21 protein-coding genes are annotated in these 23,322 nt (G+C 64.1%); 14 read left to right on the forward strand and 7 right to left on the reverse strand.

Translation table 11 applies throughout. The annotated features are described in order from the left end of the window. Positions 1 to 222: 222 nt before the first annotated feature. Positions 223 to 993, reverse strand: coding sequence for a GntR family transcriptional regulator (locus KF707C_RS18400; RefSeq protein ID WP_003447874.1), 771 nt, complete (start codon positions 991 to 993; stop codon positions 223 to 225). 616 nt (positions 994 to 1,609) lie between these two features. Between KF707C_RS18400 and KF707C_RS18405 the strand changes: the two genes are divergently transcribed. The 4 genes from KF707C_RS18405 to dctM all read left to right on the forward strand — a co-directional run bounded on the left by KF707C_RS18405 (position 1,610) and on the right by dctM (position 6,312). Continuing rightward, positions 1,610 to 2,959: an NCS2 family permease gene (locus tag KF707C_RS18405; protein ID WP_003447893.1), complete on the forward strand. Its 1,350-nt coding sequence runs from the start codon at positions 1,610 to 1,612 to the stop codon at positions 2,957 to 2,959. 355 nt (positions 2,960 to 3,314) lie between these two features. After that, positions 3,315 to 4,310 carry a C4-dicarboxylate TRAP substrate-binding protein DctP gene (gene dctP / locus KF707C_RS18410; protein ID WP_003447896.1) on the forward strand — a complete coding sequence of 332 codons (996 nt, stop codon included), beginning with the start codon at positions 3,315 to 3,317 and terminating at the stop codon, positions 4,308 to 4,310. Positions 4,311 to 4,384: 74 nt separating this feature from the next. Further along, complete coding sequence (locus KF707C_RS18415) at positions 4,385 to 5,032, forward strand: TRAP transporter small permease (RefSeq protein ID WP_003447898.1); 648 nt, start codon at positions 4,385 to 4,387, stop codon at positions 5,030 to 5,032. Continuing rightward, entirely contained in the window at positions 5,029 to 6,312 is a 1,284-nt protein-coding gene (gene dctM / locus KF707C_RS18420) for a C4-dicarboxylate TRAP transporter large permease protein DctM (RefSeq protein ID WP_003447900.1), read from the forward strand. The genes KF707C_RS18415 and dctM overlap by 4 nt, the downstream gene beginning before the upstream one ends. A 172-nt stretch (positions 6,313 to 6,484) precedes the next feature. On the opposite strand, the gene uraH is transcribed toward dctM, so the two are convergent. Beyond that, positions 6,485 to 6,838: a hydroxyisourate hydrolase gene (gene uraH, locus KF707C_RS18425; RefSeq protein ID WP_003447904.1), complete on the reverse strand. Its 354-nt coding sequence runs from the start codon at positions 6,836 to 6,838 to the stop codon at positions 6,485 to 6,487. A gap of 417 nt (positions 6,839 to 7,255) precedes the next feature. Between uraH and puuE the strand changes: the two genes are divergently transcribed. From puuE to KF707C_RS18455, 6 genes are all read left to right on the forward strand, one after another. Beyond that, the gene (gene puuE, locus KF707C_RS18430) at positions 7,256 to 8,185 is read left to right on the forward strand and encodes an allantoinase PuuE (protein ID WP_003447908.1); all 930 of its coding nucleotides are present in this window, start codon (positions 7,256 to 7,258) and stop codon (positions 8,183 to 8,185) included. Next, positions 8,182 to 8,697 carry a 2-oxo-4-hydroxy-4-carboxy-5-ureidoimidazoline decarboxylase gene (gene uraD, locus KF707C_RS18435; protein ID WP_003447910.1) on the forward strand — a complete coding sequence of 172 codons (516 nt, stop codon included), beginning with the start codon at positions 8,182 to 8,184 and terminating at the stop codon, positions 8,695 to 8,697. The genes puuE and uraD overlap by 4 nt, the downstream gene beginning before the upstream one ends. 159 nt (positions 8,698 to 8,856) lie before the next feature. Continuing rightward, on the forward strand, positions 8,857 to 9,360 hold the full coding sequence (locus KF707C_RS18440; RefSeq protein WP_003447912.1) for an ureidoglycolate lyase: 504 nt from the start codon (positions 8,857 to 8,859) through the stop codon (positions 9,358 to 9,360). 52 nt (positions 9,361 to 9,412) lie between these two features. Continuing rightward, complete coding sequence (locus KF707C_RS18445) at positions 9,413 to 10,681, forward strand: urate hydroxylase PuuD (RefSeq protein WP_036990676.1); 1,269 nt, start codon at positions 9,413 to 9,415, stop codon at positions 10,679 to 10,681. Between the two features lie 245 nt (positions 10,682 to 10,926). After that, entirely contained in the window at positions 10,927 to 12,276 is a 1,350-nt protein-coding gene (locus tag KF707C_RS18450; RefSeq protein ID WP_003447919.1) for a nucleobase:cation symporter-2 family protein, read from the forward strand. Positions 12,277 to 12,720: 444 nt separating this feature from the next. Further along, positions 12,721 to 13,572, forward strand: coding sequence for a fimbria/pilus outer membrane usher protein (locus tag KF707C_RS18455; RefSeq protein ID WP_100244159.1), 852 nt, complete (start codon positions 12,721 to 12,723; stop codon positions 13,570 to 13,572). Between the two features lie 83 nt (positions 13,573 to 13,655). Here KF707C_RS18455 and KF707C_RS18460 read toward each other — a convergent pair whose 3' ends face one another. The 4 genes from KF707C_RS18460 to moaA form a co-directional block, all read right to left on the reverse strand. Beyond that, positions 13,656 to 14,420 carry an outer membrane protein OmpK gene (locus KF707C_RS18460; RefSeq protein WP_231992346.1) on the reverse strand — a complete coding sequence of 255 codons (765 nt, stop codon included), beginning with the start codon at positions 14,418 to 14,420 and terminating at the stop codon, positions 13,656 to 13,658. A 613-nt stretch (positions 14,421 to 15,033) separates the two neighbouring features. After that, positions 15,034 to 15,852, reverse strand: a complete 819-nt coding sequence (locus KF707C_RS18465) for a substrate-binding periplasmic protein (RefSeq protein ID WP_003447926.1) — start codon at positions 15,850 to 15,852, stop codon at positions 15,034 to 15,036. 74 nt (positions 15,853 to 15,926) lie between these two features. Further along, positions 15,927 to 17,285 carry an 8-oxoguanine deaminase gene (locus tag KF707C_RS18470; RefSeq protein ID WP_003447928.1) on the reverse strand — a complete coding sequence of 453 codons (1,359 nt, stop codon included), beginning with the start codon at positions 17,283 to 17,285 and terminating at the stop codon, positions 15,927 to 15,929. Between the two features lie 119 nt (positions 17,286 to 17,404). After that, complete coding sequence (gene moaA, locus KF707C_RS18475) at positions 17,405 to 18,400, reverse strand: GTP 3',8-cyclase MoaA (RefSeq protein ID WP_036990681.1); 996 nt, start codon at positions 18,398 to 18,400, stop codon at positions 17,405 to 17,407. Between the two features lie 203 nt (positions 18,401 to 18,603). On the opposite strand from moaA, the gene KF707C_RS18480 reads away from it, so the two are divergent. Next, on the forward strand, positions 18,604 to 19,233 hold the full coding sequence (locus KF707C_RS18480; RefSeq protein WP_003447931.1) for a TetR/AcrR family transcriptional regulator: 630 nt from the start codon (positions 18,604 to 18,606) through the stop codon (positions 19,231 to 19,233). 52 nt (positions 19,234 to 19,285) lie between these two features. Here the strand turns inward: KF707C_RS18480 and recQ are convergent, their stop codons facing one another. After that, the gene (gene recQ, locus KF707C_RS18485; RefSeq protein WP_003447932.1) at positions 19,286 to 21,412 is read right to left on the reverse strand and encodes a DNA helicase RecQ; all 2,127 of its coding nucleotides are present in this window, start codon (positions 21,410 to 21,412) and stop codon (positions 19,286 to 19,288) included. A 137-nt stretch (positions 21,413 to 21,549) separates the two neighbouring features. Between recQ and KF707C_RS18490 the strand changes: the two genes are divergently transcribed. From KF707C_RS18490 to lapG, 3 genes are all read left to right on the forward strand, one after another. Further along, positions 21,550 to 22,137, forward strand: a complete 588-nt coding sequence (locus KF707C_RS18490; protein WP_003447934.1) for a UPF0149 family protein — start codon at positions 21,550 to 21,552, stop codon at positions 22,135 to 22,137. Between the two features lie 14 nt (positions 22,138 to 22,151). After that, positions 22,152 to 22,553, forward strand: coding sequence for a YbaN family protein (locus tag KF707C_RS18495; RefSeq protein ID WP_003447936.1), 402 nt, complete (start codon positions 22,152 to 22,154; stop codon positions 22,551 to 22,553). An 85-nt stretch (positions 22,554 to 22,638) separates the two neighbouring features. Further along, a complete protein-coding gene (gene lapG / locus KF707C_RS18500) occupies positions 22,639 to 23,319 on the forward strand; it encodes a cysteine protease LapG (protein WP_394296124.1) in 681 nt (226 codons plus the stop codon). The last annotated feature ends 3 nt before the right edge of the window (positions 23,320 to 23,322 follow it).

Below are 23,322 nucleotides of genomic sequence, written 5' to 3' on the forward strand. Positions count from 1 at the left end.
CGCGGGGCTTTCTACGTGGATGGCCCGTAGGAGCGGGCTTGCCCGCGAATGGCTCACCTTCGCCAGCAAGCTGGCTCCTACAACGTGGATGGTCCGTAGGGGCGGGCTTGGCCCGCGAAAGGCCCCCTTCGCCAGCAAGCTGGCTCCTACCGCCTGGATGGCCGTAGGAGCGGGCTCGCCCGCGAATGGCACACCTTCGTCAGCAAGCTGGCTCCTACGGTTTCAGGCGCTGCGGGGCGTGGCGCGGCCCGGCTTCTTCTTGGTTTGCAGCAGGTGCGAGAACACCGCATGCAGGTCATCGGAGGCGCCGCCCTCATCCAGGTTGAGCTTGTCGTCGATATGGTCCATGTGATGCATCATCAGATGCACCGCTCGCTCCACATCACGGGACTCGATGGCGTCGATCAGGCGATTGTGCTCGTCGAAGGAACAGTGGGAGCGGCTGCCGCTCTCGTACTGGGCGATGATCAGCGAGGTCTGCGACACCAGGCTGCGCTGGAAGCTCACCAGCGGCGCGTTCTTCGCCGCCTCGGCCAGCTTGAGGTGGAATTCGCCGGACAGGCGAATGCCTGCGCCGCGATCGCCGCGAGAGAAGCAGGCCTGCTCCTCGTTGACCATCTGACGCAACTCCTGCAACTGCTCGGCGGTGGCATGCTCGACAGCCAGTTCGGTGATGGCGCGCTCCACCAGGCGACGCGCGTAGAAGATCTGTCGGGCCTCCTCGACACTGGGGCTGGCAACCACCGCGCCACGATTCGGACGCAGCAGCACCACACCTTCATGGGCCAGGCGAGACAGCGCGCGACGGATGATGGTGCGGCTGACACCGAAGATCTCGCCAAGGGCCTCCTCGCTCAGCTTGGTACCCGGAGCCAGGCGCTGTTCGAGGATGGCATCGAAGATGTGCGCGTAGACGACGTCGTCCTGCGTGCCGCTGCGACTGCTTTTGGCGGCGCGCGGCTGCTTCTTGAGTGGCTGCAACTGTTCGTTCATGGGGGCTCGCGTCTAGAGGGTTCGGAGGTCGTCCAGGGCCCTTTTTGCCGTTTCCACGGCACTGAGCAGGTAGGTTCAGGCAGGGAAAACAGGGAAAAAGCGTTAGATATTGTACACAATCACTCAGGCTTGAACAGTTTCGCTGCAGGTCGCCTCCTGTTCCTGACCGATCGAACAGGATTTTTCGACCCTCCCAGATCATCCGTTTTCCTTCCCGAAGCGGCGCCCGTGAGCGCCTATTCCTACATTTTTTTTTCATAAGCACGCCTTTGCCTGTTCGATTCGGTGCTTTGCGGCCTGCAGGAAGTCAGCTCCTTCATTTCGGTAAAAATATCTAACTCTTTGATTTTAATAACCTTTTAAGAATAGTTAGGCTGCAAATTGTCGCGCCACATCCTGTCTTTTCGGTCGGCTTTATGGGATTGGTGCGTTTTTTGGAACATTGAAAACATTATTTGTTTTTTTTGTATACAAAGGCATAATCGCGCCGTGACTTCCTGACCCAGCAGTCAACTATTTGAGGAAGTGCACCACTCACGCCATCCGCCTCAGTCAGTCCGGAGCCCGCTCCAGGCTCTGGGTGAACAAGTACAAAAGAGATGAGGAGTACCACGCTGTGGAAAGCATCAAACAACAAGAACAGGGAACGTACGCCGCAACACCGCCCGCCAAGGGCCTGCTCGAACGCCTCTTCAAGCTCACCCAGCACGGCACCACCGTCCGGACCGAGCTGGCCGCGGGCCTGACCACCTTCATCACCATGGCCTACATCATCTTCGTCAACCCGAACATCATGGCCGATGCCGGGATCGATCATGGTGCAGCCTTCGTCGCAACCTGCCTGGCCGCCGCTTTCGGCTGCCTGCTCATGGGTCTCTATGCCAACTGGCCGGTGGGCCTGGCCCCGGGCATGGGCCTGAACGCCTTCTTCACCTACACCGTGGTCAACACCATGGGTTACAGCTGGCAGATCGCCCTGGGCGCCGTGTTCCTGTCCGGCGTGCTGTTCATGATCCTCACCTTCTCGCGGATCCGCGAATGGCTGTTGAACAGCATCCCCAGCAGCTTGCGCTTCGCCATGGGAGCGGGCGTGGGCCTGTTCCTCGGCCTCATCGGCCTGAAGACCGCAGGCATTGTGGTCGCCCACCCGGCCACCCTGGTGCACATCGGTGACCTGACCTCCCCCGGTCCGCTGCTGGCCGCCATCTGCTTCCTGATGATCGCGGTACTGGAATACCGCCGCATCTTCGGCGGCATCCTGATCAGCATCCTCACCGTCACCCTGGTCGGAGTAGGCCTCGGCATCGTCAAGTTCGGCGGCGTCTTCTCCATGCCCCCGAGCCTCGCGCCCACCTTCATGGCCATGGACATCACCGGCGCCTTCGACGTGACCATGGTCAGCGTGATCCTCGCCTTCCTCTTCGTGCACATGTTCGACACCGCCGGCACCCTGATGGGCGTCGCCCAGCGTGCCAACCTGGTACAGGAAGACGGCCGCATCGAAAACCTCTCCAAGGCCATGAAGGCGGACAGCGCCTCCAGCGTCTTCGGTGGCGTGCTCGGCGTACCGCCGGTGACCAGCTACGTGGAAAGCGCCGCCGGCGTGGCCGCCGGTGGACGCACCGGCCTGACCGCCGTGACCGTGGGCATCCTCTTCATCGCCGCCATGTTCTTCGCCCCCCTGGCCGGCATGATCCCCGCCTACGCCACCGCCGGCGCGCTGATCTACGTCGCCATGCTGATGATGGGCGGCATGGCCCACATCGACTGGAAGGAACACACCGAGACCATCCCGGCCATCGTCACCGTGATCATGATGCCGCTGACCTTCTCGGTCGCCGACGGCATCGCCCTGGGCTTCGTGACCTACGTGGCGATGAAGGCCTTCACCGGCAAGTACAAGGAGGTCTCGCTGAGCCTGTACGCGCTGTGCCTGATCTTCGTGGCCAAGTTCATCTTCCTCTGATTCCCGGCTCTCCCTCACAAGGCCCCATCGCGATGCGATGGGGCCTTTTCATATCCGCAGCCCCCCTCGCCCGGACGGACATGGCGGATATCCGCCACCAGAAACCCAAAAGCCGGCGGATTCCCGCCAGGCTCCAGCATGCCCCGGTGAAAGTGAGCCCCGGCTCTTCAGGCATTGCGCATGCTGGCACGTTGCTTGCCCTGTTCCAGACGTGCGAGTCAACAAGAACAAGCCGTACCGCGCATTGCCAATCGGGCCGCCCCTTTTCGGGTTGCCGCCTAGACTCCTTCTTGTTGCCTCGCCCAGGTCGCCCATCGGCACCTGACTCACTGAAGAACAACAAGAGGACGTATCGATGTTCAAACCTGCTCTCAAAGCCCTCGCCTGTGCCCTCGCCCTGGGCGCCGCCGGACTGGCCCAGGCCGCCGACCCCATCGTGATCAAGTTTTCCCACGTGGTGGCGGAGCACACGCCCAAGGGCCAGGGTGCGCTGCTGTTCAAGAAGCTCGCGGAAGAGCGCCTGCCCGGCAAGGTGAAGGTGGAGGTCTACCCCAACTCCTCCCTGTTCGGTGACGGCAAGGAAATGGAAGCCCTGCTGCTGGGTGACGTGCAGCTGATCGCGCCGTCCCTGGCCAAGTTCGAGCAGTACACCAAGCAGGTACAACTCTTCGACCTGCCCTTCCTGTTCAACGACATCCAGGCCGTGGACCGTTTCCAGCACAGCCCCGAGGGCCAGCAACTGCTGAAGTCCATGGAAAGCAAGAACATCACCGGCCTGGGCTACTGGCACAACGGGATGAAGCAGCTTTCGGCCAACAAGCCCCTGCGCGAACCCAAGGACGCCCGCGGCCTGAAGTTCCGCGTCCAGGCTTCCGCCGTACTGGAGGAACAGTTCAAGGCCCTGCGCGCCAACCCGCGCAAGATGAGCTTCGCCGAGGTCTACCAGGGCCTGCAGACCGGCGTGGTCAACGGCGCCGAGAACCCCTGGTCGAACATCTACTCGCAGAAGATGCACGAGGTCCAGAAGTACATCACCGAGTCCAACCACGGCGTGCTCGACTACATGCTGATCACCAACACCACGTTCTGGAACGGCCTGCCGGCGGATGTCCGCAGCGAGCTGGAAAAGATCACCGTGGAGGTGACGAACGAGGTGAACAAGCAGGCCGAAGCGCTGAACCAGGGCGACAAGCAGCGCATCATCGACGCCAAGACCACCGAAATCATCGAGCTGACTCCCGAGCAGCGCAACGAATGGCGTGAAGCGATGAAGCCGGTATGGAAGAAGTTCGAGGGCGAGATAGGCCCCGATCTGATCAAGGCCGCCGAGGCCGCCAACCAGGCCCAGTGATATCCGCCCGCCATGGGCAGCGGTGAAGGCCGCTGCCCTCGGCACGACGTTTCAGCCATCGGGAGATGCCAACCATGAACGCCCTGCGGCGCGTCTGGGACCACTTCGAGGAAGCTTTCATCGCCTTCCTCCTGGCCGCCATGACGCTGGTGACCTTCGTCTACGTCATCCTCAACAACCTCTACACCCTGTTCTACAACCTGGCGGACCGTTGGGAGTCGGCCAGCGACACCCTGTTCGCCATCGGCGATGCCATCCTCGCCATGGCCCAGGCCATGACCTGGAGCAACTCCCTGACCAAGGCGCTGTTCGCCTGGCTGATCTTCTTCGGCCTGGCCTATGGCGTGCGCACAGCGGGTCATATCGGTGTGGACGCCCTGGTCAAGCTGGCGCCCCGTCATATCCAGCGGGTGATTGGCGTCATCGCGTGCCTGTGCTGCCTCGCCTATGCCGGCCTGATGGCCGTGGCCAGCTTCGAGTGGACCCAGACCCTCTTCACCGCCGCCATCGGCGCCGAGGACCTGGGCCATTACGGCGTGCAGCAATGGCATATCGGCCTGATCCTGCCACTGGGCTTCAGCCTGGTATTCATCCGCTTCGCCGAAATCCTCATACGCATTCTCAAGGGCCAACAGACCGGCCTCGGGCTGGCGGACGAGGCCGCCGAGGCGCTGAAGCTCACGGAGCATGAAGACAGCCCGCACAAGGAAGACTCGAAATGACCGTCCTGTTCCTCTTCCTCCTGCTTTTCCTGCTGATGTTCATCGGCGTGCCCATCGCCATCTCCCTGGGCCTGGCCGGCTCGATGACCATCATCCTGTTCAGCCCCGACTCGGTGCGTTCCCTCGCCATCAAGCTGTTCGAGACCTCCGAGCACTACACGCTGCTGGCCATTCCCTTCTTCCTGCTGGCCGGCGCCTTCATGACCACCGGCGGCGTGGCGAAGCGCCTGATCGACTTCGCCAACGCCTGCGTGGGGCATATCCGTGGCGGCCTGGCCATCGCCGCGGTGCTGGCCTGCATGCTGTTCGCCGCGCTGTCCGGCTCCAGCCCGGCCACCGTGGCAGCGGTGGGCTCCATCGCCATCGCCGGCATGGTCCGCTCCGGCTATCCCCAGGCCTTCGGCGCCGGCATCGTCTGCAACGCCGGTACCCTGGGCATCCTGATTCCGCCGTCGATCGTGATGGTGGTCTATGCGGCCGCCACCGAAACCTCGGTGGGCAAGCTGTTCATGGCCGGGGTGATCCCGGGAATCATGCTGGGCGTCGTGCTGATGATCGCGATCTACATCGTCGCGGTGAAGAAGAACCTGCCCGCCCTGCCCCGCGCCACCTTCCGCGAGTGGCTGTCCGCCGCGCGCAAGGCCATCTGGGGCCTGCTGCTGATGCTGATCATCCTCGGCGGCATCTACTCCGGCATGTTCACCCCTACCGAAGCGGCGGCGGTGGCGGCGGTCTACTCGGCCTTCATCGCCCTGTTCGTCTACAAGGACATGAGGTTGGGCGAAGTGCCGAAGGTCCTGCTGGAGTCGGGCAAGCTGACCATCATGCTGATGTTCATCATCGCCAACGCCATGCTCTTCGCCCACGTGCTGACCACCGAGCAGTTGCCCCAGCAGATCACCGCCTGGGTGATCGACGCCGGCCTGACCCCGATAACCTTCCTGCTGGTGGTGAACATCGTGCTGCTGATCGCCGGGGCCTTCATGGAGCCCTCGGCGATCATCCTCATCCTGGCACCCATCCTGTTCCCCATCGCCATGAAGCTCGGCATCGACCCCATCCACCTCGGCATCATCATGGTGGTGAACCTGGAGATCGGCCTGGTGACGCCGCCGGTGGGCCTGAACCTGTTCGTCACCTCGGCGGTGACGGGGATGCCCCTGACCAGGACCATCCACGCCGCCATGCCCTGGCTGATGCTGCTGCTGGGCTTCCTGGTCCTGGTGACCTACGTGCCCTGGATCTCCCTGGCCCTGCCGAACTGGCTCGGCATGAACTGATCCCTTGTGCGCATCTCCCCGTGATGCGCTTCAGCCCGGCCCTGGCGCCGGGCTTTTTTATGGCTGCTGACAAGGCACACCGCGCCGCCACTTTCTTCCAGACAAAAAAAAGCCCGCAGTGTGGACGGGCGTTAAAAGACTCCAGTGAGTCGAGGGTAACGAGTGTTCGGAACTAGCTACCGCGATAGGTGGAGTAGCTGTAGGGGGAGATCAGCAGCGGCACGTGGTAGTGGTCCTGCTCGGCGGAGATACCGAAGCGCAGCACCACCACATCGAGGAAAGCCGGCTCGGCCAGCTTCACGCCACGGGCGCGGTAATAGTCACCCGCGTGGAAATGCAGTTGGTAGACGCCGCTCTGGTAGTCGGCACCCTGCAGCAGGGGCGCATCGCAGCGGCCGTCGTCGTTGGTGGTGGCGGTGGCGACCAGCTCCAGGCCGGCACCTTCCACGCGGAAGAGTTCGATCTTGATGTCACGGCCGGGGGAACCGTGGGCGGCATCCAGTACATGAGTGGTCAAACGTCCCATTGCTCGCTGGGCGTCCTCCAGGCCGACGGGGCCAGGGCGGCACGCCACACCTCCTCTGCTTGTTCATATCGGTGCGTGGGAGGGGCCTCGGCCCCTGTACGGTGCGCAGAATAACACGCGACCGACAGAATGTAAGACATAAAACACGAAAATTGTACACAATCACTCTCGCAGCCCCCATCACCAAGTCGCCCACCTGCTCCAACGGAAATTTTGAAGAAGCTCTCCAGATATGGCGTCCAGGCCAATGGACCTGACCACCTGGGCAGATTTCTTGCTTGGTTGTCGTGCAGTGCCATGAGCAAAGTTTTGATTTACAAAACGCAAAGCAGTTTGTATACAATCACCCCATCCACGGTCGCGCACCACCTCCCGGGCTGCCGCCGATCGTCCAACAGACCTGAAAGGAAGACTGCAGTGAGCGCTGAGTACCCACGCGACCTGATCGGTTACGGCAACACCCCTCCTCACCCGCAATGGCCGGGTGACTCCCGCATCGCCCTGTCCTTCGTCCTCAACTACGAGGAAGGCGGCGAGCGCAACGTGCTCCATGGTGACAAGGAATCCGAAGCCTTCCTTTCGGAAATGGTCGCTGCACAGCCGCTGCAGGGCGTGCGCAACATGAGCATGGAGTCCCTCTACGAATACGGCAGCCGCGTGGGGGTCTGGCGCCTGCTGAACCTGTTCAAGCGCCACGACATCCCCATGACCATCTTCGCCGTGGCCATGGCCGCCCAGCGCCATCCGGACGCGATCCGCGCCATGGTCGAGGCCGGCCACGAGATCTGCAGCCACGGCTACCGCTGGATCGACTACCAGTACATGGACGAGGCCCAGGAGCGCGAGCACATGCTCGAAGCCATCCGCATCCTCACCGAACTGACCGGCGAGCGCCCCTTGGGCTGGTACACCGGCCGCACCAGCCCCAATACCCGTCGCCTGGTGATGGAAGAAGGCGGCTTCCTCTACGACTCCGACACCTACGACGACGACCTGCCCTACTGGGACCCGGCCAGCACCGCCGAGAAGCCCCACCTGGTGATCCCCTACACCCTGGACACCAACGACATGCGTTTCACCCAGGTCCAGGGCTTCAACAAGGGCGATGACTTCTACGAGTACCTGAAGGATGCCTTCGACGTGCTCTACGCCGAGGGCGCCGCCGGCGCGCCGAAGATGCTCTCCATCGGCATGCACTGCCGCCTGCTGGGCCGCCCCGCCCGCCTGGCCTCCCTGGCACGATTCATCGAGTACGTGAAGTCCCACGAGAAAGTCTGGTTCGCCCGCCGCATCGACATCGCCCGTCACTGGCACGCCACCCACCCTTTCAAAGAGCACGCCCAATGAGCCGTTTCCAGACCCTGACGCCATCCACCCTGTCCCGCGAAGCCTTCGTCGAGGCCTTCGCCGACATCTACGAGCACTCGCCCTGGGTCGCCGAGAAGGCCTTCGACCTCGGTCAGGACGACAGCCTCAACGAAATCAACGGCCTGCACCAACGCATGGCCGACCTGTTGCTCAGCGCCAGCCATGAAGCCCAGCTGGCCCTGATCAACGCTCACCCGGACCTGGCCGGCAAGGCCGCCGTCCGTGGCGAGCTGACCGAAGCCAGCACCAGCGAACAGGCCGGTGCCGGTATCCACGAGTGCACGGCCGAGGAGTTCGCGCGCTTCACGGAACTGAACGACGCCTACAAGGCCAAGTTCGGATTTCCCTTCATCATGGCGGTGAAAGGCAGCAATCGGCACCAGATCCTGGCGGCCTTCGAGGAGCGCATCCACAACTCCCCGGAAGCCGAGTTCAGCCGGGCACTGGCCGAGATCAACAAGATCGCGCTGTTCCGTCTGCAGCAGATGTAAGCCGCAGCCGCACCGCAGCCTTCAGATACCCGGGCGGACCCAGGTCCGCCCATCGGCTCACCACCCGGTGGCAGAGCCAGGGGGGAGGATGAAACGGTCACCCCCTTCGGACCCGCCCATACCCGGGACGGGAACCAGAAACGAACAAGTAGAACAGCCATGCGAACCCTGAAGATCGAGCCCCTGACCAAAGAAGCCTTCGCCCCCTTCGGAGACGTCATCGAAACCGACGGCAGCGACTACTTCATGATCAACAACGGCTCCACCCGCCGTTATCACAAGCTGGCCACGGTCGAGACCGCCCAGCCCGACGACAAGGCGATCATCAGCATCTTCAGCGCCGAATCCCTCGAGATGCCCTTGCGCATCAAAATGCTGGAACGACATCCGCTGGGCAGCCAGGCCTTCATCCCGCTGCTCGGCAACCCCTTTCTGGTCGTGGTCGCGCCACTTGGCGATGTACCTGTACCGGGTCTGGTCCGTGCCTTCCTCACCAATGGCAGGCAGGGCGTTAATTACCATCGCGGCGTCTGGCACCACCCGGTGCTGACGATCGAAAAGCGGGATGACTTCCTGGTGGTTGATCGCAGTGGTTCTGGCAACAACTGCGACGAGCATTACTTCACCGAGGACGAACAAGTCCTCCTTGACCCCCACCACTAATAAGAGAAGCCCAAGGATCGGCGTGCCGGTCCGCGGGAAAGAGGTAACAACTGTGGAAGCACATTTGACCGAATGGCTGAACCTGGGCATTCGCTGGGTTCACATGATCACCGGCATCGCCTGGATCGGCGCGTCCTTCTATTTCGTCTGGCTGGAGAACAACCTCAACCGCAAGAACCCGCGTGACGGGCTCTCCGGTGACCTCTGGGCCATCCACGGTGGCGGTATCTACCACCTGGAGAAGTACAAGCTCGCCCCGCCGAAAATGCCGGACAACCTGCACTGGTTCAAATGGGAAGCCTATTTCACCTGGCTGTCGGGCGTCGCCCTGCTGACCGTGGTGTTCTACCTGAACCCCACGCTCTACCTGATCGCCCCCGGCAGTGACCTGGCCCCTGCAGCCGCCATCGCCATCGGCGTCGGCGCCCTGATCGCCGGCTGGTTCATCTACGACCTCCTGTGCGATTCGCCCCTGGGCAAGACCCCCGCCCTGCTCGGCCTGGTGCTGTTCGTGCTGATCATCGGCGCCGCCTGGGGCTTCTCCCAGGTCTTCAGCGGCCGTGGCGCGTACATCCATGTCGGCGCCCTGATCGGCACCATCATGGTGGGCAACGTGTTCCGCATCATCATGCCGGCCCAGCGTGCCCTGGTTAAGGCCATCGAAGAGAACCGCGAGCCCGATCCGGTGCTGCCGGCCAAGGGCCTGCTGCGCTCGCGCCACAACAACTACTTCACCCTGCCGGTGCTGTTCATCATGATCAGCAACCACTTCCCGAGCACCTACGGCAGCCAGTACAACTGGCTGATCCTGGCCGGCATCGCGGTGATTGCGGTCCTGATCCGTCACTACTTCAACACCCGCCACGACAGCAACAAGTTCGCCTGGACCCTGCCGGCCGGCGCCCTGGGCATGATCTGCCTGGCCTTCGTCACCGCGCCGAACTACAAGGCCGCCGAACCGAGCATCGCCGTCGAGCCCGCCCACCAGGAACAGGCCGCTCCCGCCAGCAGCGCCGCCCCGGCAGCGACCAGCCAACCCCAGGCTGCCGCTCCTGCCACCGGCGACTTCGACAAGGTCCACAGCGTCATCCAGGAACGCTGCACCGTCTGCCATTCCGCCAAGCCCACCAGCCCGATGTTCACCTCGGCGCCGGGCGGTGTGATGCTCGACACCCCGCAGCAGATCCAGATGCTCGCACCGAAGATCCAGGCCCAGGCAGTCGCCAGCCAGATCATGCCGCTGGGCAACATCACCCAGATGACCCAGGAAGAGCGTGACCTGATCGGCCGCTGGATCGCTCAAGGCGCCAAGACCAACTGAGTCCGGCGCTCCGGGACCAATGGCCGCTCACGGCGGCCCGAGGTCCCGCGAACCACGGCGGACGACGACCCCAAGCGTCGTCCGCGCTTCAGGCCTGCCCCCCAGGCGGGCCTTTTTTATTCCAAGCGGTATCCCCGGCCGGGCGCACCATCGCCCGGCCTGCTCCATGAATGCCCCGGCGGCCACGCCCACGAAGCGTGGCTTTGCCAAGCGACTTACAAGAACAAAAGCGCCTGAGGTGTTGCATGACCACTCCGACAGAGCGAGAAATCGCCCTTTCGCCCGCTGACCAGCGCCTGCCCCTGATGCAACTGCTGCTCGTCGGTTTCCAGCATGTCCTGCTGATGTACGGTGGCGCCGTTGCCGTACCCCTGATCGTCGGCCAGGCCGCCGGTCTCTCCCGAGAAGAAATCGCCTTCCTGATCAACGCAGACCTGCTCGTCGCCGGTATCGCCACCGTGGTGCAGTCCCTCGGCATCGGTCCGGTGGGTATCCGCATGCCAGTGATGATGGGCGCCAGCTTCGCCGCCGTGGGCAGCATGGTGGTGATGGCCGGCATGCCCGGCGTCGGCATCCAGGGCATCTTCGGCGCCACCATCGCCGCCGGCTTCTTCGGCCTGCTGATCGCCCCCTTCATGTCCCGCGTCGTGCGCTTCTTTCCACCGCTCGTGACCGGCACCGTGATCACCGCCATCGGTCTCACCCTCTTCCCGGTTGCGGTCAACTGGGCGGGCGGTGGCAACCAGGCCAGCTCGTTCGGTGCCCTGGAGTACCTCGCCATCGCCTCCCTGGTGCTGGGCGTGATCCTGCTGGTGAACCGTTTCCTCAAGGGCTTCTGGGTGAACGTGTCGGTGCTGGTGGGCATGGCCCTGGGCTACCTGCTGGCGGGCGCCTGCGGCATGGTGGACCTGGAAGGCCTGGACAGCGCCCCCTGGTTCCAGGTCGTCACGCCGATGCACTTCGGCATGCCCAAGTTCGAGCTGGCTTCGGTCCTGTCAATGTGTCTGGTGGTGGTGATCATCTTCGTCGAATCCACCGGCATGTTCCTCGCACTGGGCAAGGTGACCGGTCGCGAAGTCTGCCCCACCGCCCTGCGTCGCGGGCTGCTGTGCGACGCAGGCGCATCCTTCCTCGCGGGATTCTTCAACACCTTCACCCACTCGTCCTTCGCCCAGAACATCGGCCTGGTGCAGATGACCGGGGTGCGCAGCCGCTACGTGACCGTGGCCGCCGGCGCCTTCCTGATCGTCCTCAGCCTGCTGCCGAAGGCCGCGTTCCTGGTGGCCTCGATTCCCCCCGCTGTCTTGGGTGGCGCCGGCATCGCCATGTTCGGCATGGTGACTGCCACCGGTATCAAGATCCTCCATGAGGCCGATATCACCGACCGCCGCAACCAGTTGCTGGTGGCCGTGAGCATCGGCCTGGGCATGGCACCGGTGGTGCGCCCGGAGTTCTTCGCCCAGCTACCCCACTGGATGGAACCCATCACCCACAGCGGCATCGCCATGGCCACCCTCAGCGCCCTCAGCCTGAACCTCCTGTTCAACGTCCTCGGCGAGAAGGACCGCGCCCGTCATTGCACGGCCGCCCACTGATTGTTGCTCCCATCCCCGTCGCACCCACGAGGTACGGCGGGGCTTCCACAGCCCGCCCACCCGGCGGGCACTTTTGAATCCCGCCGCCCGCGTCGGCCGGCCCCCGTGGCCTGGCTGGACGCCCAAGGCTTGAAGGAGGAAGCCATGTACACAATCTGAATTTATTACGTAGACAATCAGCCCGCGAGGAAGACCATTCGCGCGAGCATTCGCACCAGCCACCGCAACGACCCGCTGGCCCGGGTTCCCTACAAGAAGAATGCGAGGTGCTGCATGACCCACCTATCCACGGTCCTTTCCAGGTCAGGCCGAATTTCGGCGACCACCCTTTCACCGCCTTCCGCCGCCACGCGGCTGCATGCCCGTACCAGGTACCGAGCCCCGCCAACGGCGTGACCTGAGTTTCCTGCCAACCGCACCTGCATAACGAGAAGGATGATCCTGATGTTTCGCAAGCAATGCCTGGCGCTCGGCGCCGCCCTGTTCGCAACCAGCGCCACCGTATCCGCCGCCGAAGACGGCAAGTTCTTCGAGTGGATGAACAACAGCGTCGGTTTCCGCTACGGCCAGCAGTTCACCAACCCGAACAACCCGAACAAGTTCGCCAAGCGTGCCTACAGCTTCACCCACGCCGACGGCTACCGCTACGGCAGCAACTTCTTCAACCTCGACGTGTTCCTCTCCGACAGCCGTGACCCACGCAAGGGCACCGACCACGGCGGCAGCGAGGTCTACGCGATCTACCGTCACCAGCTCTACGCCTCGCGGGTCTTCGACCAGCCCCTGGGCACCGGCCTGATCAAGGACTACGCCCTCACCTTCGGTTTCGACGCCAGCCGCAACAACAACCTGGCCTCGGCGAAGAAGCGCTCCCTGGTGCTCGGTCCGACCCTGAAGTTCAACGGCGCCGGTGTGCTCGATCTCAGCCTGATGCTCTACCACGAGAAGAACCACTCGGGCATCCCCAACGCCAAGCACCCCGACCATACCTTCGACACCACCTACATGCTCAACCTGACCTGGATGAAACCCTTCCAGCTTGGCGATCACGACGCCAAGTTCCAGGGCTTCATCAACCACGTGGGCGAGAAGGGTGAGGACTACTTCGACAAGGACACCGCGCCTGAAACCCTGATGCGCACCTCCCTCATGGTGGCCGCGATGCCTGGTGCCAAACGCAAGCCGAACCTCTGGCTGGGCGTGGGCTACGAGTACTGGCACAACAAGTTCGGCGTCGATGGCGGTCGTGGCAGTCGCACCTCCACGCCGACGGTGAACCTGGAATACACCTTCTGAGGCGACTCGCAAGCGCCGTTGTAGGTCCCGGCCGTGGGGAGCGGCGCAAGGCGCCCTCCCCCGGTCCTTATCCCGAGCGGGAATCAGAAGTGCACCTTCACCAGCAGGCTGGCGGTGTTCTGGTCGGTACCGTCTAGGATCACGTCACCCAGGAAGCTGTCGTCGTCGATGCCGTACTTGTCCTTCCAGTAGTCGTACTCGACGCCCACATACAGCTGCTTCTCACCCCACCCCATGGCCTTGCCCAGGTCGTACTTCACCTGCGGGTTGAAGTGCAGGTTGGCGTGGTAGGTACCACGGCTGTTCTCGTCGTTGTCCACCACCCAGTCCATGAAGCCGTCGATCAGGATGTCGGAGTTGCCCACCGGGATGGTGTAGCTCCACACCGGGGTGATCTGCCAGACGTTGTCGCCCGGGCGGCTGCCGTCGGTGGTGCGGTTGTAGAAGTTGACCTGGAAGAAGTCGAAGCCCGGAATGGCCAGGTCGAAGCCCGGACCGATCAGGTAGGACTCCACATCCCCCTCGCCGAACTCGTAAGTCATGGCCAGCAGTACATCGGTGACAGGACCGAACTGGATCTTCTGATCGAAAATCTTGCCGAAGGACAGGCGCGGCTGGAACTCGCCGTAGTAGGTGTTGCTCCCCACCAGATCGTCTTCATCGCCGTTGTAGAAGATCTTGTCCAGGAAGAAGAAGTTATCGCCGTACTTCCAGCCATCCGCGTGCTCGAAAGTCACCGTCTGCTGGATCTCCGGGTTGACCTTGAAGTTCTGGCCGTAGAGGTAGGTCAGGCTGTTGTTCTGCCAGTACAGCAGGTCACCGGCGATGGCCTGGCCGCCCCCGAGCATTCCGACGGAGAGGGCGAGGCAGTGCGGCAGATACTTGGCTTTCATGGTGAGTCCCCTTGTTGTAGTGGGTTTCAGGTTGTTCCGTCCCGCGCCCACCCCGAGCCCGCCCCTGGAGCTGGGGACAGGCACGGACAGACGCGGGAATGGAGAGGGTTGCTCGCGTCGAACCTCAGCTGGAAAGGCTGGCTCGCTCGAATCGCCTGGCACCGGATGGGCGTTCTTCAGCGTTGCGCTGTTCGGCTGCATCCAGGAGGCCCTGCAGGGCCCGAATCACGGAAAGGTCGGAAAGCGGGTACCGGCCCATGGCCGGACTGCAGGGCGCAGTCCCCTTGGCCGGACCGGACGGGCGATGCGCGGGGCATTCCCCGGAAATGTCGGATGCGTACATGGTCAAAGCCTGCCTGTTGTTCTTGTAGGTCGTGGGCTTACAGGGTGATACCGAACACCCTGTGCAATTAGAGCTCTGAAAAAGCTGATCCAGAGGTCAGGATTTTCCGAACTATATACAGGTTGAGCACACAACAAACAACAATTTATTTATGGATTGTGTACAAAAATCCGCCGACCGGGCCGTTGCATGGGCTGCAGTCCCCGACGCAGAGCCGTCACGGCGTCAGGGCTGGCCCTTTTCCTTCTGTCGCTTGAGGAAATCGATCTTCCACTGCTCCATCCCCAGGTATTCGGAATCCAGGTTGGCCTCAACCTGATAGCGTGCCTTCAACGCCTCCACCGCCTCCCGATGCTCGGCCAGAAAGCGGTCGAATCGGGCGATCAGCTCCGGATGGCGAACACTGGAGAGCGTGAAGGCACCCTTGGTGTGCGGCAGCTTGGGATCGAAGACCAGAGCCCCCGGACGGACGCGGATGTTGTCCAGGTAGTAAGTGGCCACCACCACGTTGTAGTAGGCGCCGTCGGCCTCCCGCTTCATGGTCTGGCGAATCATCCGGCCAAGGTCCGCGCTCCGGACCCGCTGCACCTGGCCCGCGTCGATTAGCCCCTGATAGGTCCAGGGCGTCCAGCCACTCACCACCGCCAGCCGCCCGAGGGCCTCCACCCCCTGGCCCTGGCGCCCGGGCTCCACCAGGACGCCGTCCACATAGGCCACGACCGGCTGGCTGTAGATGACCTCCCTGCCCCGCTTGGCATCCCTCGCCCAGTCAGGACTGTCCGGGTACTTGAAGTCGATCCCGCCTTCCAGCAGTTGCGGGGTCAGCGATTCCACCGGCAAGGGCCGGTACTGCAACTCCAGCCCGGCATCCCGGGCGAACAGGTCCAGCAGGTCGCGGGCGAATCCCTGGTACTCGCCCTGGTCGCCGACCCAGTAATGGGGCCGGAATTCCTGCTGCTCCACACCGATCACATAGGGCTGCGCCAGAGCGCCGTTCACGGACAGAAAGCCGGCCAGCAGCCAGCCGAACGCCTGAGGCTTCATCGACCTCCTCCTTGTGCTTACAGGGGCTTGGGTGGGAGGGAGCGGGCGTCCCGCTCCCCTTTTTCCGTGGCGACCTACTCCGCCGAAACCAACTGCCGCGCCAAGCGGTTGTGGCGCTCCAGCACGCGGGGCAGGTCCAGGGTCACCAGTTGGCCGTCGCGCACCACGACCTTGCCGTTGATCACACTGGTGGACACCTGGGTCGGCGTGCAGAAGACCAGGGCCGCCAGCGGATCGTGAAGGGCGCCGGCGTAGGCCACCTGGCCCAGGTCGAAGGCCACGAAGTCCGCCGCCATGCCCGGCGCCAGGGCACCGATATCGTCGCGGTTGAGCACCTTGGCACCGCCCAGCGTGGCGATCTCCAGCGCTTCACGGGCGGTCATGGCGTCCGGACCGAAGCCGACCCGCTGCAGTAGCAACGCCTGGCGTACTTCGCCGATCATGCTGGCGCCGTCGTTGGAAGCCGAACCGTCCACGCCGAGGCCGACCGGCACGCCCGCATCACGCATGCGGCGGATCGGCGCGATACCCGAGGCCAGGCGCATGTTCGAGCAGGGGCAGTGGGCGACCCCGGTGCCGGTGCGGGCGAACAGGTCGATGCCGTGCTGGTCCAGCTGTACGCAGTGCGCATGCCAGACGTCATGACCGACCCAGCCCAGGTCCTCGGCGTATTCGGCGGGGGTCATGCCGAACTTCTCGCGGCTGTAGGCGATGTCGTTGACGTTCTCCGCCAGGTGGGTGTGCAGGGACACACCGTACTCCCGGGCCAGTACCGCGGCCTCGCGCATCAGATCGCGGCTCACCGAGAAGGGCGAGCACGGCGCCACCACCACCCGCAGCATCGAGCCATGGGACGCATCGTGGTAGTCCTCGATCAGGCGCTGGGACTCCTTGAGGATGTCCGCCTCCTTCTCCACCACCGAGTCCGGCGGCAGGCCGCCCTGGCTGCGACCGACGCTCATGCTGCCGCGTGCTGCGTGGAAACGCATGCCGATCTCGCCGGCGGCATGGATGCTGTCATCCAGCTTGCAACCGTTGGGGTAGATGTACAGGTGGTCGCTGGAGGTGGTGCAGCCGGACAGGATCAGTTCGGCCATGGCGGTCTGGGTGGAGACCTCGATCATTTCCGGGGTCAATCTCGCCCAGATGGGATAGAGGTTGGTCAGCCAGTTGAACAGCTCGCCGTCCTGGGCCGCCGGCACCACCCGGGTAAGGCTCTGGTACATGTGATGGTGGGTGTTCACCAGCCCTGGGATGACCACCTTGCCAGTCATGTCCAGCACCTCGTCGGCGGACTGCGGCAGCTCGGCGCTGGGCCCCACCTGCAGGATGCGGTTGTCCTCGATGAACATCCCGCCCTGGCGAATCTCCCGCCGCTGGCCGTCCATGGTCACCAGCAGGTCGGCGTTCTTGATCAACAGCGTCTTGGCCATTCGGGGCTCCTTGTAGGGTGCGCCATGCGCACCAAGAGTGGGACAGGGAAGATACGGTGCGCACGGCGCACCCTACGAAAAGCGTCTTCGCAGATTCGATGGAAAGGGTGTGCGGTCGATCAGCCGCCGGTGGCGCTCATGAAGCGCACGACCTGGACCTGCGAATCGGCCTCGAAATGGTGCCGCTCCGGCTTCAGTCGCAGGGCATCGATCAGGGCGGCGCGCAGCCGCTGGCTGTCGCCGGGGTGGCGGCGGATCAATGCCTTGAGATCCAGTGCGCCTTCATGGCCCAGGCAAAGCACCAGCTTGCCCTCGGCGGTCACGCGCACACGGTTGCAATCGCCACAGAAGTTGCGGCTGTGGGGCGAGATGAAGCCCACCTGGGTTTCGCTGCCGACAACCTGGTAGTAGCGCGAAGGGCCGCCAGTGCGATGGCTGCTGGGCAGCAGCGGGAAGCGTTGCTCCACCCGCTCGCGCACCTCGTCCGAGGTGCAGAGGGTGACCTTGCGTTCGTGACTGGAGATGCTCCCGAGCGGCATCTCCTCGATGAAGCTGATATCCAGCCCGCGGTCTACCGCGAAGGCCACCAGATCCTGCACTTCATCGTCGTTTCGCCCCTTCTGCACCACGGTGTTGAGCTTGACGCGGCGAAAGCCGGCGGCGCGCGCGGCGTCGATCCCGTCCAGCACCTGATCCAGGCGATCGCGGCGGGTGAAGGCGGCGAAGCGCTCACGCCTGAGGGAGTCGAGGCTGATATTCAGACGGGTGACGCCGGCCTGGCGGAGCTCGCCGGCCAGATGCGCCAGTTGCGAGCCGTTGGTGGTGATGGCCAGGTCATCCAGTTCCGGGCGGCCCCCCAGACGCGTCAACAGGGAGAGAAGCCCCTTGCGCACCAGTGGCTCGCCACCGGTCACGCGGATGCGCTTCACACCAAGGCCGATGAAGGCGTCGGCGACCGCATGGAGCTCTTCGAGACTGAGGATCTGCGCCCTGGGAGCGAAGACCATGTCCTCGCTCATGCAATAGGTGCAACGGAAGTCGCAGCGGTCGGTGACCGAGAGCCGCAGATAGGTGATTCGACGACCGAAGGGGTCGAGCAAGTGGTTGTCTTGCATAGGGTGACGTCTGCCGCAACACGCACCGGACCGGGTTCCGATGACATGGACGGATGCCGAATGGAAACAGAATTTTCTTTTTTTGTATACAGCAAATTCACCCGGTGGCGTCCCTTGAGAGGCGATCCGACGCGGTGATAACATCGCCGACCTCTCGCCGGCCGGCCTTCCTGGCGCCTGGCGAGCCACAGAAGGAAGCCGATGTGAGCAGCATTCGCGAGCGCAACCGAGACCTCATCCTGCGCGCGGCCAGCGAAGAATTCGCCGACAAGGGGTTCGCCGCCACCAAGACCAGCGACATCGCGGCCAAGGCCGGCCTGCCCAAGCCCAACGTCTACTACTACTTCAAGTCGAAAGAGAACCTCTACCGCGAGGTGCTCGAAAGTATCGTCGAGCCCCTGCTGCAGGCCTCCGCCCCGTTCAACGAGGACGGCCACCCCCATGAGGTGCTCACCGCCTACATTCGCTCGAAGATCCGCATCTCCCGCGACCTGCCTTCGGCCTCCAAGGTGTTCGCCAGCGAGATCATGCACGGCGCGCCGCACCTCTCTCCCGAGCAGACCGAACAGCTCAACCGGCAGGCCAAGCACAACATCGACTGCATCCAGCGCTGGATCGACAAGGGACTGATGGCCAAGGTGGACCCGCACCACCTGCTGTTCAGCATCTGGGCCGCGACCCAGACCTATGCGGACTTCGACTGGCAGATCTCCACCGTCACCGGCAAGGCCAACCTCAGCGACGCCGACTACGACGCCGCTGCGGAAACCATCATCCGCCTGGTGATCAAGGGCTGCGAAGTGGACGAACCGGCCGCCGCCCAAAGCGCCTGAACCCGCGCAGGGTGACGCTCGAAGGGCAACGCCCCCGGGCGATGCCCCCTGCTCAGGACTCGAATTCCGCCTGCAGCGCCGCCCGCACGCAGTGCAGCACGCCTTCGGGCACGCGACCTGCGAACAACGCCGCCACCTCGGTCACCGGGGGCAGCTCGCCTTCGCCATCCAGGAAAGCGTCCTGGATTTCCCCCAGCAACTCCTCCGGCAGGTCCAGGGCCTGCTCCAGGCTCAGTTGCTGGCTGGCGATGGACTCCGCCAGCAGGTTGTAGACGCTCTTCTCGCCGCAGTTCAGCTGACGGGCGATCTGCGCCGGGGTCATGCCGGCGCGGGCCAGGCTGACCAGTTCATGGCGCAGGTCGGTGACCACCCGGGGCGCTTCACCGGCACCGCCACCCAACACTTCCAGGAAGGCTTCGCCGTAACGCTCCAGCTTGCGCGCCCCCACCCCGCTGACCTGGGCCATGTCCGCCAGGCTGCGCGGCTGGCTGCGCAGCATTTCCAGCAGCGTGGCGTCAGGGAAGATCACATAAGGGGGCACGCTGTGCTCTTCCGCCAGCTTGCGGCGGAGGGCGCGCAAGGCCTCCCACAGTTCCCGCTCCTCGCCCCGCACCAACTGGCTGGCGGCGCTGGCGGCGGGTTTCGGGGCCTTGGTGGAGAGGTCACGGCGCAGCTCCAGGGTCACCTCGCCCCGCAGCAGCGGGCGGCAGGCCTCGGTCAGGCGCAGGCCGCCGAAGCCTTCCAGGTCCACATCCGCGAGGCCTCGGGCCACGAGTTGGCGATACAGGGTGCGCCATTCATTTTCCGAGAGTTGCTTGCCGGCGCCGAACACCGACAGGTGCTGGTGACCGGCAGCGCGCACCTTCTCGTTGTCGCGCCCCAGCAGCAGGTCCACCAGGTGGCCGACGCCATAGCGCTGGCCGCTGCGATAAATGGCCGACAGCGCCAGGCGCGCGGGTTCGGTGGCATCCCAGGTCTGCACGCCGTCGGTGCAGATGTCGCAATGCCCGCAGGGCTGCGGAAGTTCCTCGTCGAAGTAGGCCAGCAAGGTCTGGCGGCGGCAGCGGGTCTCCTCGCAGAGGGAGAGCATGGCATCCAGCTTGTGCTGCTCGATGCGCTTGTGGCGTTCATCGCCCTCGGAATTGCTCAGCATCTGCTTGAGCAGCAGCACATCCTGCAGGCCGTAGGCCATCCAGGCGTCCGCCGGCAGGCCGTCGCGGCCGGCGCGTCCGGTTTCCTGGTAATAGGCCTCCAGGGACTTGGGCAGGTCCAGGTGGGCGACGAAGCGCACGTTGGGTTTGTCGATGCCCATGCCGAAGGCGATGGTGGCCACCATGATCAACCCCTCCTCGTTGAGGAAGCGCTTCTGGTGGTAGGCCCGCAGGTCGTTGGCCAGGCCGGCGTGGTAAGGCAGCGCCGGGAACCCCTGTTCGGAGAGGAAACTCGCCACCTCCTCCACCTTCTTGCGCGAGAGGCAGTAGACGATACCGGCGTCGCCGCGACGCTCCGCCAGGAAGCCCAGCAACTGCTTGCGGGGCTGATCCTTGGCGACGATACGGTAGAAGATGTTCGGCCGGTCGAAACTGGAGAGGAAACGCTCGGCGTTCTGCAGGTGCAGCCGCTGGACCATCTCCTCGCGGGTACGCATGTCCGCGGTGGCGGTCAGGGCCATGCGCGGCACATTGGGGAAGAGCTCCGCCAGCTGGCCCAGCTGCAGGTATTCGGGGCGGAAGTCGTGGCCCCATTGGGACACGCAATGGGCCTCGTCTATGGCGAACAGGCCGATGGGCAGGCGCTGCAGGAAGGCCAGCATGCGCGGCTGCACGAGGCGCTCGGGCGCCAGGTAGAGCAACTTGATCTCACCCTGGCGCAAGCGATCGGCGATCTCCCGCTGGGCCTCGGCCGACAGCGTGGAATTCAGCGCGACGGCCGGTACGCCCAACTCGTCGAGGGTGGCGACCTGGTCGTCCATCAGGGCGATCAGCGGCGACACCACCACCGTCAGGCCGTCCCGCAACAGGGCCGGAACCTGGTAGCAGAGGGACTTGCCGCCACCGGTGGGCATCAGCACCAGGGCATCGCCGCCGGAGGCTACACGCTCGATGATGGCGGCCTGGTTGCCACGGAAAGCGTCGTAGCCGAATACGTCTTTGAGGATGCGCTGAGCCTGGTCGAGCATGGGGGTCTCCGGAACAAGCCGCGCATTATACGTCAGCCGGCCGGTCAAGTCGGCCACGCCCATCGGTCCTGACTTTTGCCGCCGCCCGCGCACTCGACTAGAATCCAGCGTCGTTTATTCCTCAAGGTAGTCCCACGATGTCCTTCGCTGAGCAACTGTCCCGCCTGCAAGCCTTTCTCGACGCCGATGACCTGCACGAGGAGGCTCTGGACTATGTGGCCGCCCACGGCTACCTGACCGCCCTCTCCATCTGCCCCGAGCAGGTGCCCGAGCGCGAATGGATCGACGCCCTGTTCGCCGAGCCGCCGCACTATCGCAGCGACGCCGAACGCGAGGAAATCGAGTCCACCCTGCTGGCCCTGAAGGCCCATATCGCCCGTCAACTGGCCGGCGACGAGGACCCCGAACTGCCCTGCGACCTCGACCTGGGCGAGGATGCGGACGATTCCGACCTGCGTGGCTGGTGCATCGGCTTCATGGAAGGCGTGTTCCTGCGTGAGGAGAGCTGGTTCGAGAACGCCGAGGAAGAAGTCAGCGAACTGCTGCTGCCGATCATGGTCGGCTCCGGCCTGTTCGACGAGCAGCCCGAGTTCGCCGAGATCGCCAAGGACCGCAACCTGGTGGACGAGATGATCGACCAGATCCCCGAGCTGCTCACCGCCCTCTTCCTGCTCTGCAACGCTCCTGAAGAAAAACCCGCCCTGCTCAAGCCCCGTCATCACTGATCAGGCCGGCGCGCATGGCGCACAGTGACATCCAGCCGCAGCGCCACCCGGCGCTGCGCATGATCCTCCTCGTCGTCGGCTGGCTCAGTGTCGTCCTGGGCGTGATCGGTATCTTCGTGCCGGTACTGCCCACCACCCCCTTCCTGCTGCTCGCCGCGGCCTGCTTCGTGCGCAGCTCGCGGCGTTTCTACTTCTGGCTGGTGGAGCACCCGCGTCTCGGCCCCTGGATCCGCGACTACCTCGAAGGCCAGGGCATCCCCTTGAAGGGCAAGGTCTATACCCTGGTGTTGATGTGGGCCAGCATCGCCTTTTCCTGCTATCTGGTGCCCCTGCCCTGGGCCCGCGGCTTCATGCTCACCAGCGCCGTGCTGGTCAGCGTCTACATCCTGCGACAGAAAACCCTCCGCACGCGCTGAAACGGGCAAAAATGGCCGGCATATCCGCCAGGGCCTGCCTAGACTCTGAGCATCCCGGGCGGAGAGGCGGCACATGCGGCGCTGGATGACAAAGGGAAACTGCCATCCCTCATGGCTCGCCTGGCGAGGCGGCGCCCTGCTGGCCGGCATGCTGCTGTGCCTGGCCAGCGTCCTGGCCAGCTGGGACTTCGACCTGATCCTCGCCAACGCCCAGAAGCGCTACGGTGACCTGGGACCGGCCAAGCCCCGCATCCTGGCCTGGAGCGAACTGATCGACGCCAGCATCGGCCTGCCCGAAGCCGAGAAGCTCGACTCGGTGAACCGTTTCTTCAACCGCCAGATCCGCTTCACCGACGACATCCGCACCTGGCGACAGAACGACTACTGGGCCACACCGATCGAAGCCCTGGTCAAGGGCTCGGGCGATTGCGAGGACTACTCCATCGCCAAGTACTTCACCCTGCGACGCCTCGGCATCCCCGCCGAGAAGCTGCGCATCACCTACGTCAAGGCCCTGCGCCAGAACCAGGCGCACATGGTGCTCACCTACTACAAGACCCCCACCGCCGATCCCCTGGTGCTGGACAACCTGATCGGCGAGATCCGTCCCGCCTCCCAACGCTCCGACCTGCTGCCGGTCTACGCCTTCAATGCCGAAGGTCTCTACACCGGGGCCAAGCGAGCGGGTGACACCAAGAAACTGTCGCGCTGGCAGGACCTGCTGAAAAAAATGAGAGCCGAAGGCTTCGCCATTGGAGAGGGTTAGCCC

The sequence above is a fragment of the Pseudomonas furukawaii genome, from assembly GCF_002355475.1.
Taxonomy (GTDB): Bacteria; Pseudomonadota; Gammaproteobacteria; order Pseudomonadales; family Pseudomonadaceae; genus Metapseudomonas; species Metapseudomonas furukawaii.

Excerpts from the sequence above, each read along its gene's own strand:
- uraH (WP_003447904.1), bottom strand. The coding sequence starts at position 6,838 with ATGGGACGTTTGACCACTCATGTACTGGATGCCGCCCACGGTTCCCCC.
- KF707C_RS18440 (WP_003447912.1), top strand. The coding sequence starts at position 8,857 with ATGCGAACCCTGAAGATCGAGCCCCTGACCAAAGAAGCCTTCGCCCCC.
- KF707C_RS18490 (WP_003447934.1), top strand. The coding sequence starts at position 21,550 with ATGTCCTTCGCTGAGCAACTGTCCCGCCTGCAAGCCTTTCTCGACGCC.
- KF707C_RS18400 (WP_003447874.1), bottom strand. The coding sequence starts at position 993 with ATGAACGAACAGTTGCAGCCACTCAAGAAGCAGCCGCGCGCCGCCAAA.
- KF707C_RS18470 (WP_003447928.1), bottom strand. The coding sequence starts at position 17,285 with ATGGCCAAGACGCTGTTGATCAAGAACGCCGACCTGCTGGTGACCATG.
- KF707C_RS18460 (WP_231992346.1), bottom strand. The coding sequence starts at position 14,420 with ATGCTCGGGGGCGGCCAGGCCATCGCCGGTGACCTGCTGTACTGGCAG.
- KF707C_RS18415 (WP_003447898.1), top strand. The coding sequence starts at position 4,385 with ATGAACGCCCTGCGGCGCGTCTGGGACCACTTCGAGGAAGCTTTCATC.
- KF707C_RS18450 (WP_003447919.1), top strand. The coding sequence starts at position 10,927 with ATGACCACTCCGACAGAGCGAGAAATCGCCCTTTCGCCCGCTGACCAG.
- KF707C_RS18495 (WP_003447936.1), top strand. The coding sequence starts at position 22,152 with ATGGCGCACAGTGACATCCAGCCGCAGCGCCACCCGGCGCTGCGCATG.
- moaA (WP_036990681.1), bottom strand. The coding sequence starts at position 18,400 with ATGCAAGACAACCACTTGCTCGACCCCTTCGGTCGTCGAATCACCTAT.
- recQ (WP_003447932.1), bottom strand. The coding sequence starts at position 21,412 with ATGCTCGACCAGGCTCAGCGCATCCTCAAAGACGTATTCGGCTACGAC.
- KF707C_RS18455 (WP_100244159.1), top strand. The coding sequence starts at position 12,721 with ATGTTTCGCAAGCAATGCCTGGCGCTCGGCGCCGCCCTGTTCGCAACC.
- lapG (WP_394296124.1), top strand. The coding sequence starts at position 22,639 with ATGACAAAGGGAAACTGCCATCCCTCATGGCTCGCCTGGCGAGGCGGC.
- uraD (WP_003447910.1), top strand. The coding sequence starts at position 8,182 with ATGAGCCGTTTCCAGACCCTGACGCCATCCACCCTGTCCCGCGAAGCC.
- dctM (WP_003447900.1), top strand. The coding sequence starts at position 5,029 with ATGACCGTCCTGTTCCTCTTCCTCCTGCTTTTCCTGCTGATGTTCATC.
- dctP (WP_003447896.1), top strand. The coding sequence starts at position 3,315 with ATGTTCAAACCTGCTCTCAAAGCCCTCGCCTGTGCCCTCGCCCTGGGC.
- KF707C_RS18465 (WP_003447926.1), bottom strand. The coding sequence starts at position 15,852 with ATGAAGCCTCAGGCGTTCGGCTGGCTGCTGGCCGGCTTTCTGTCCGTG.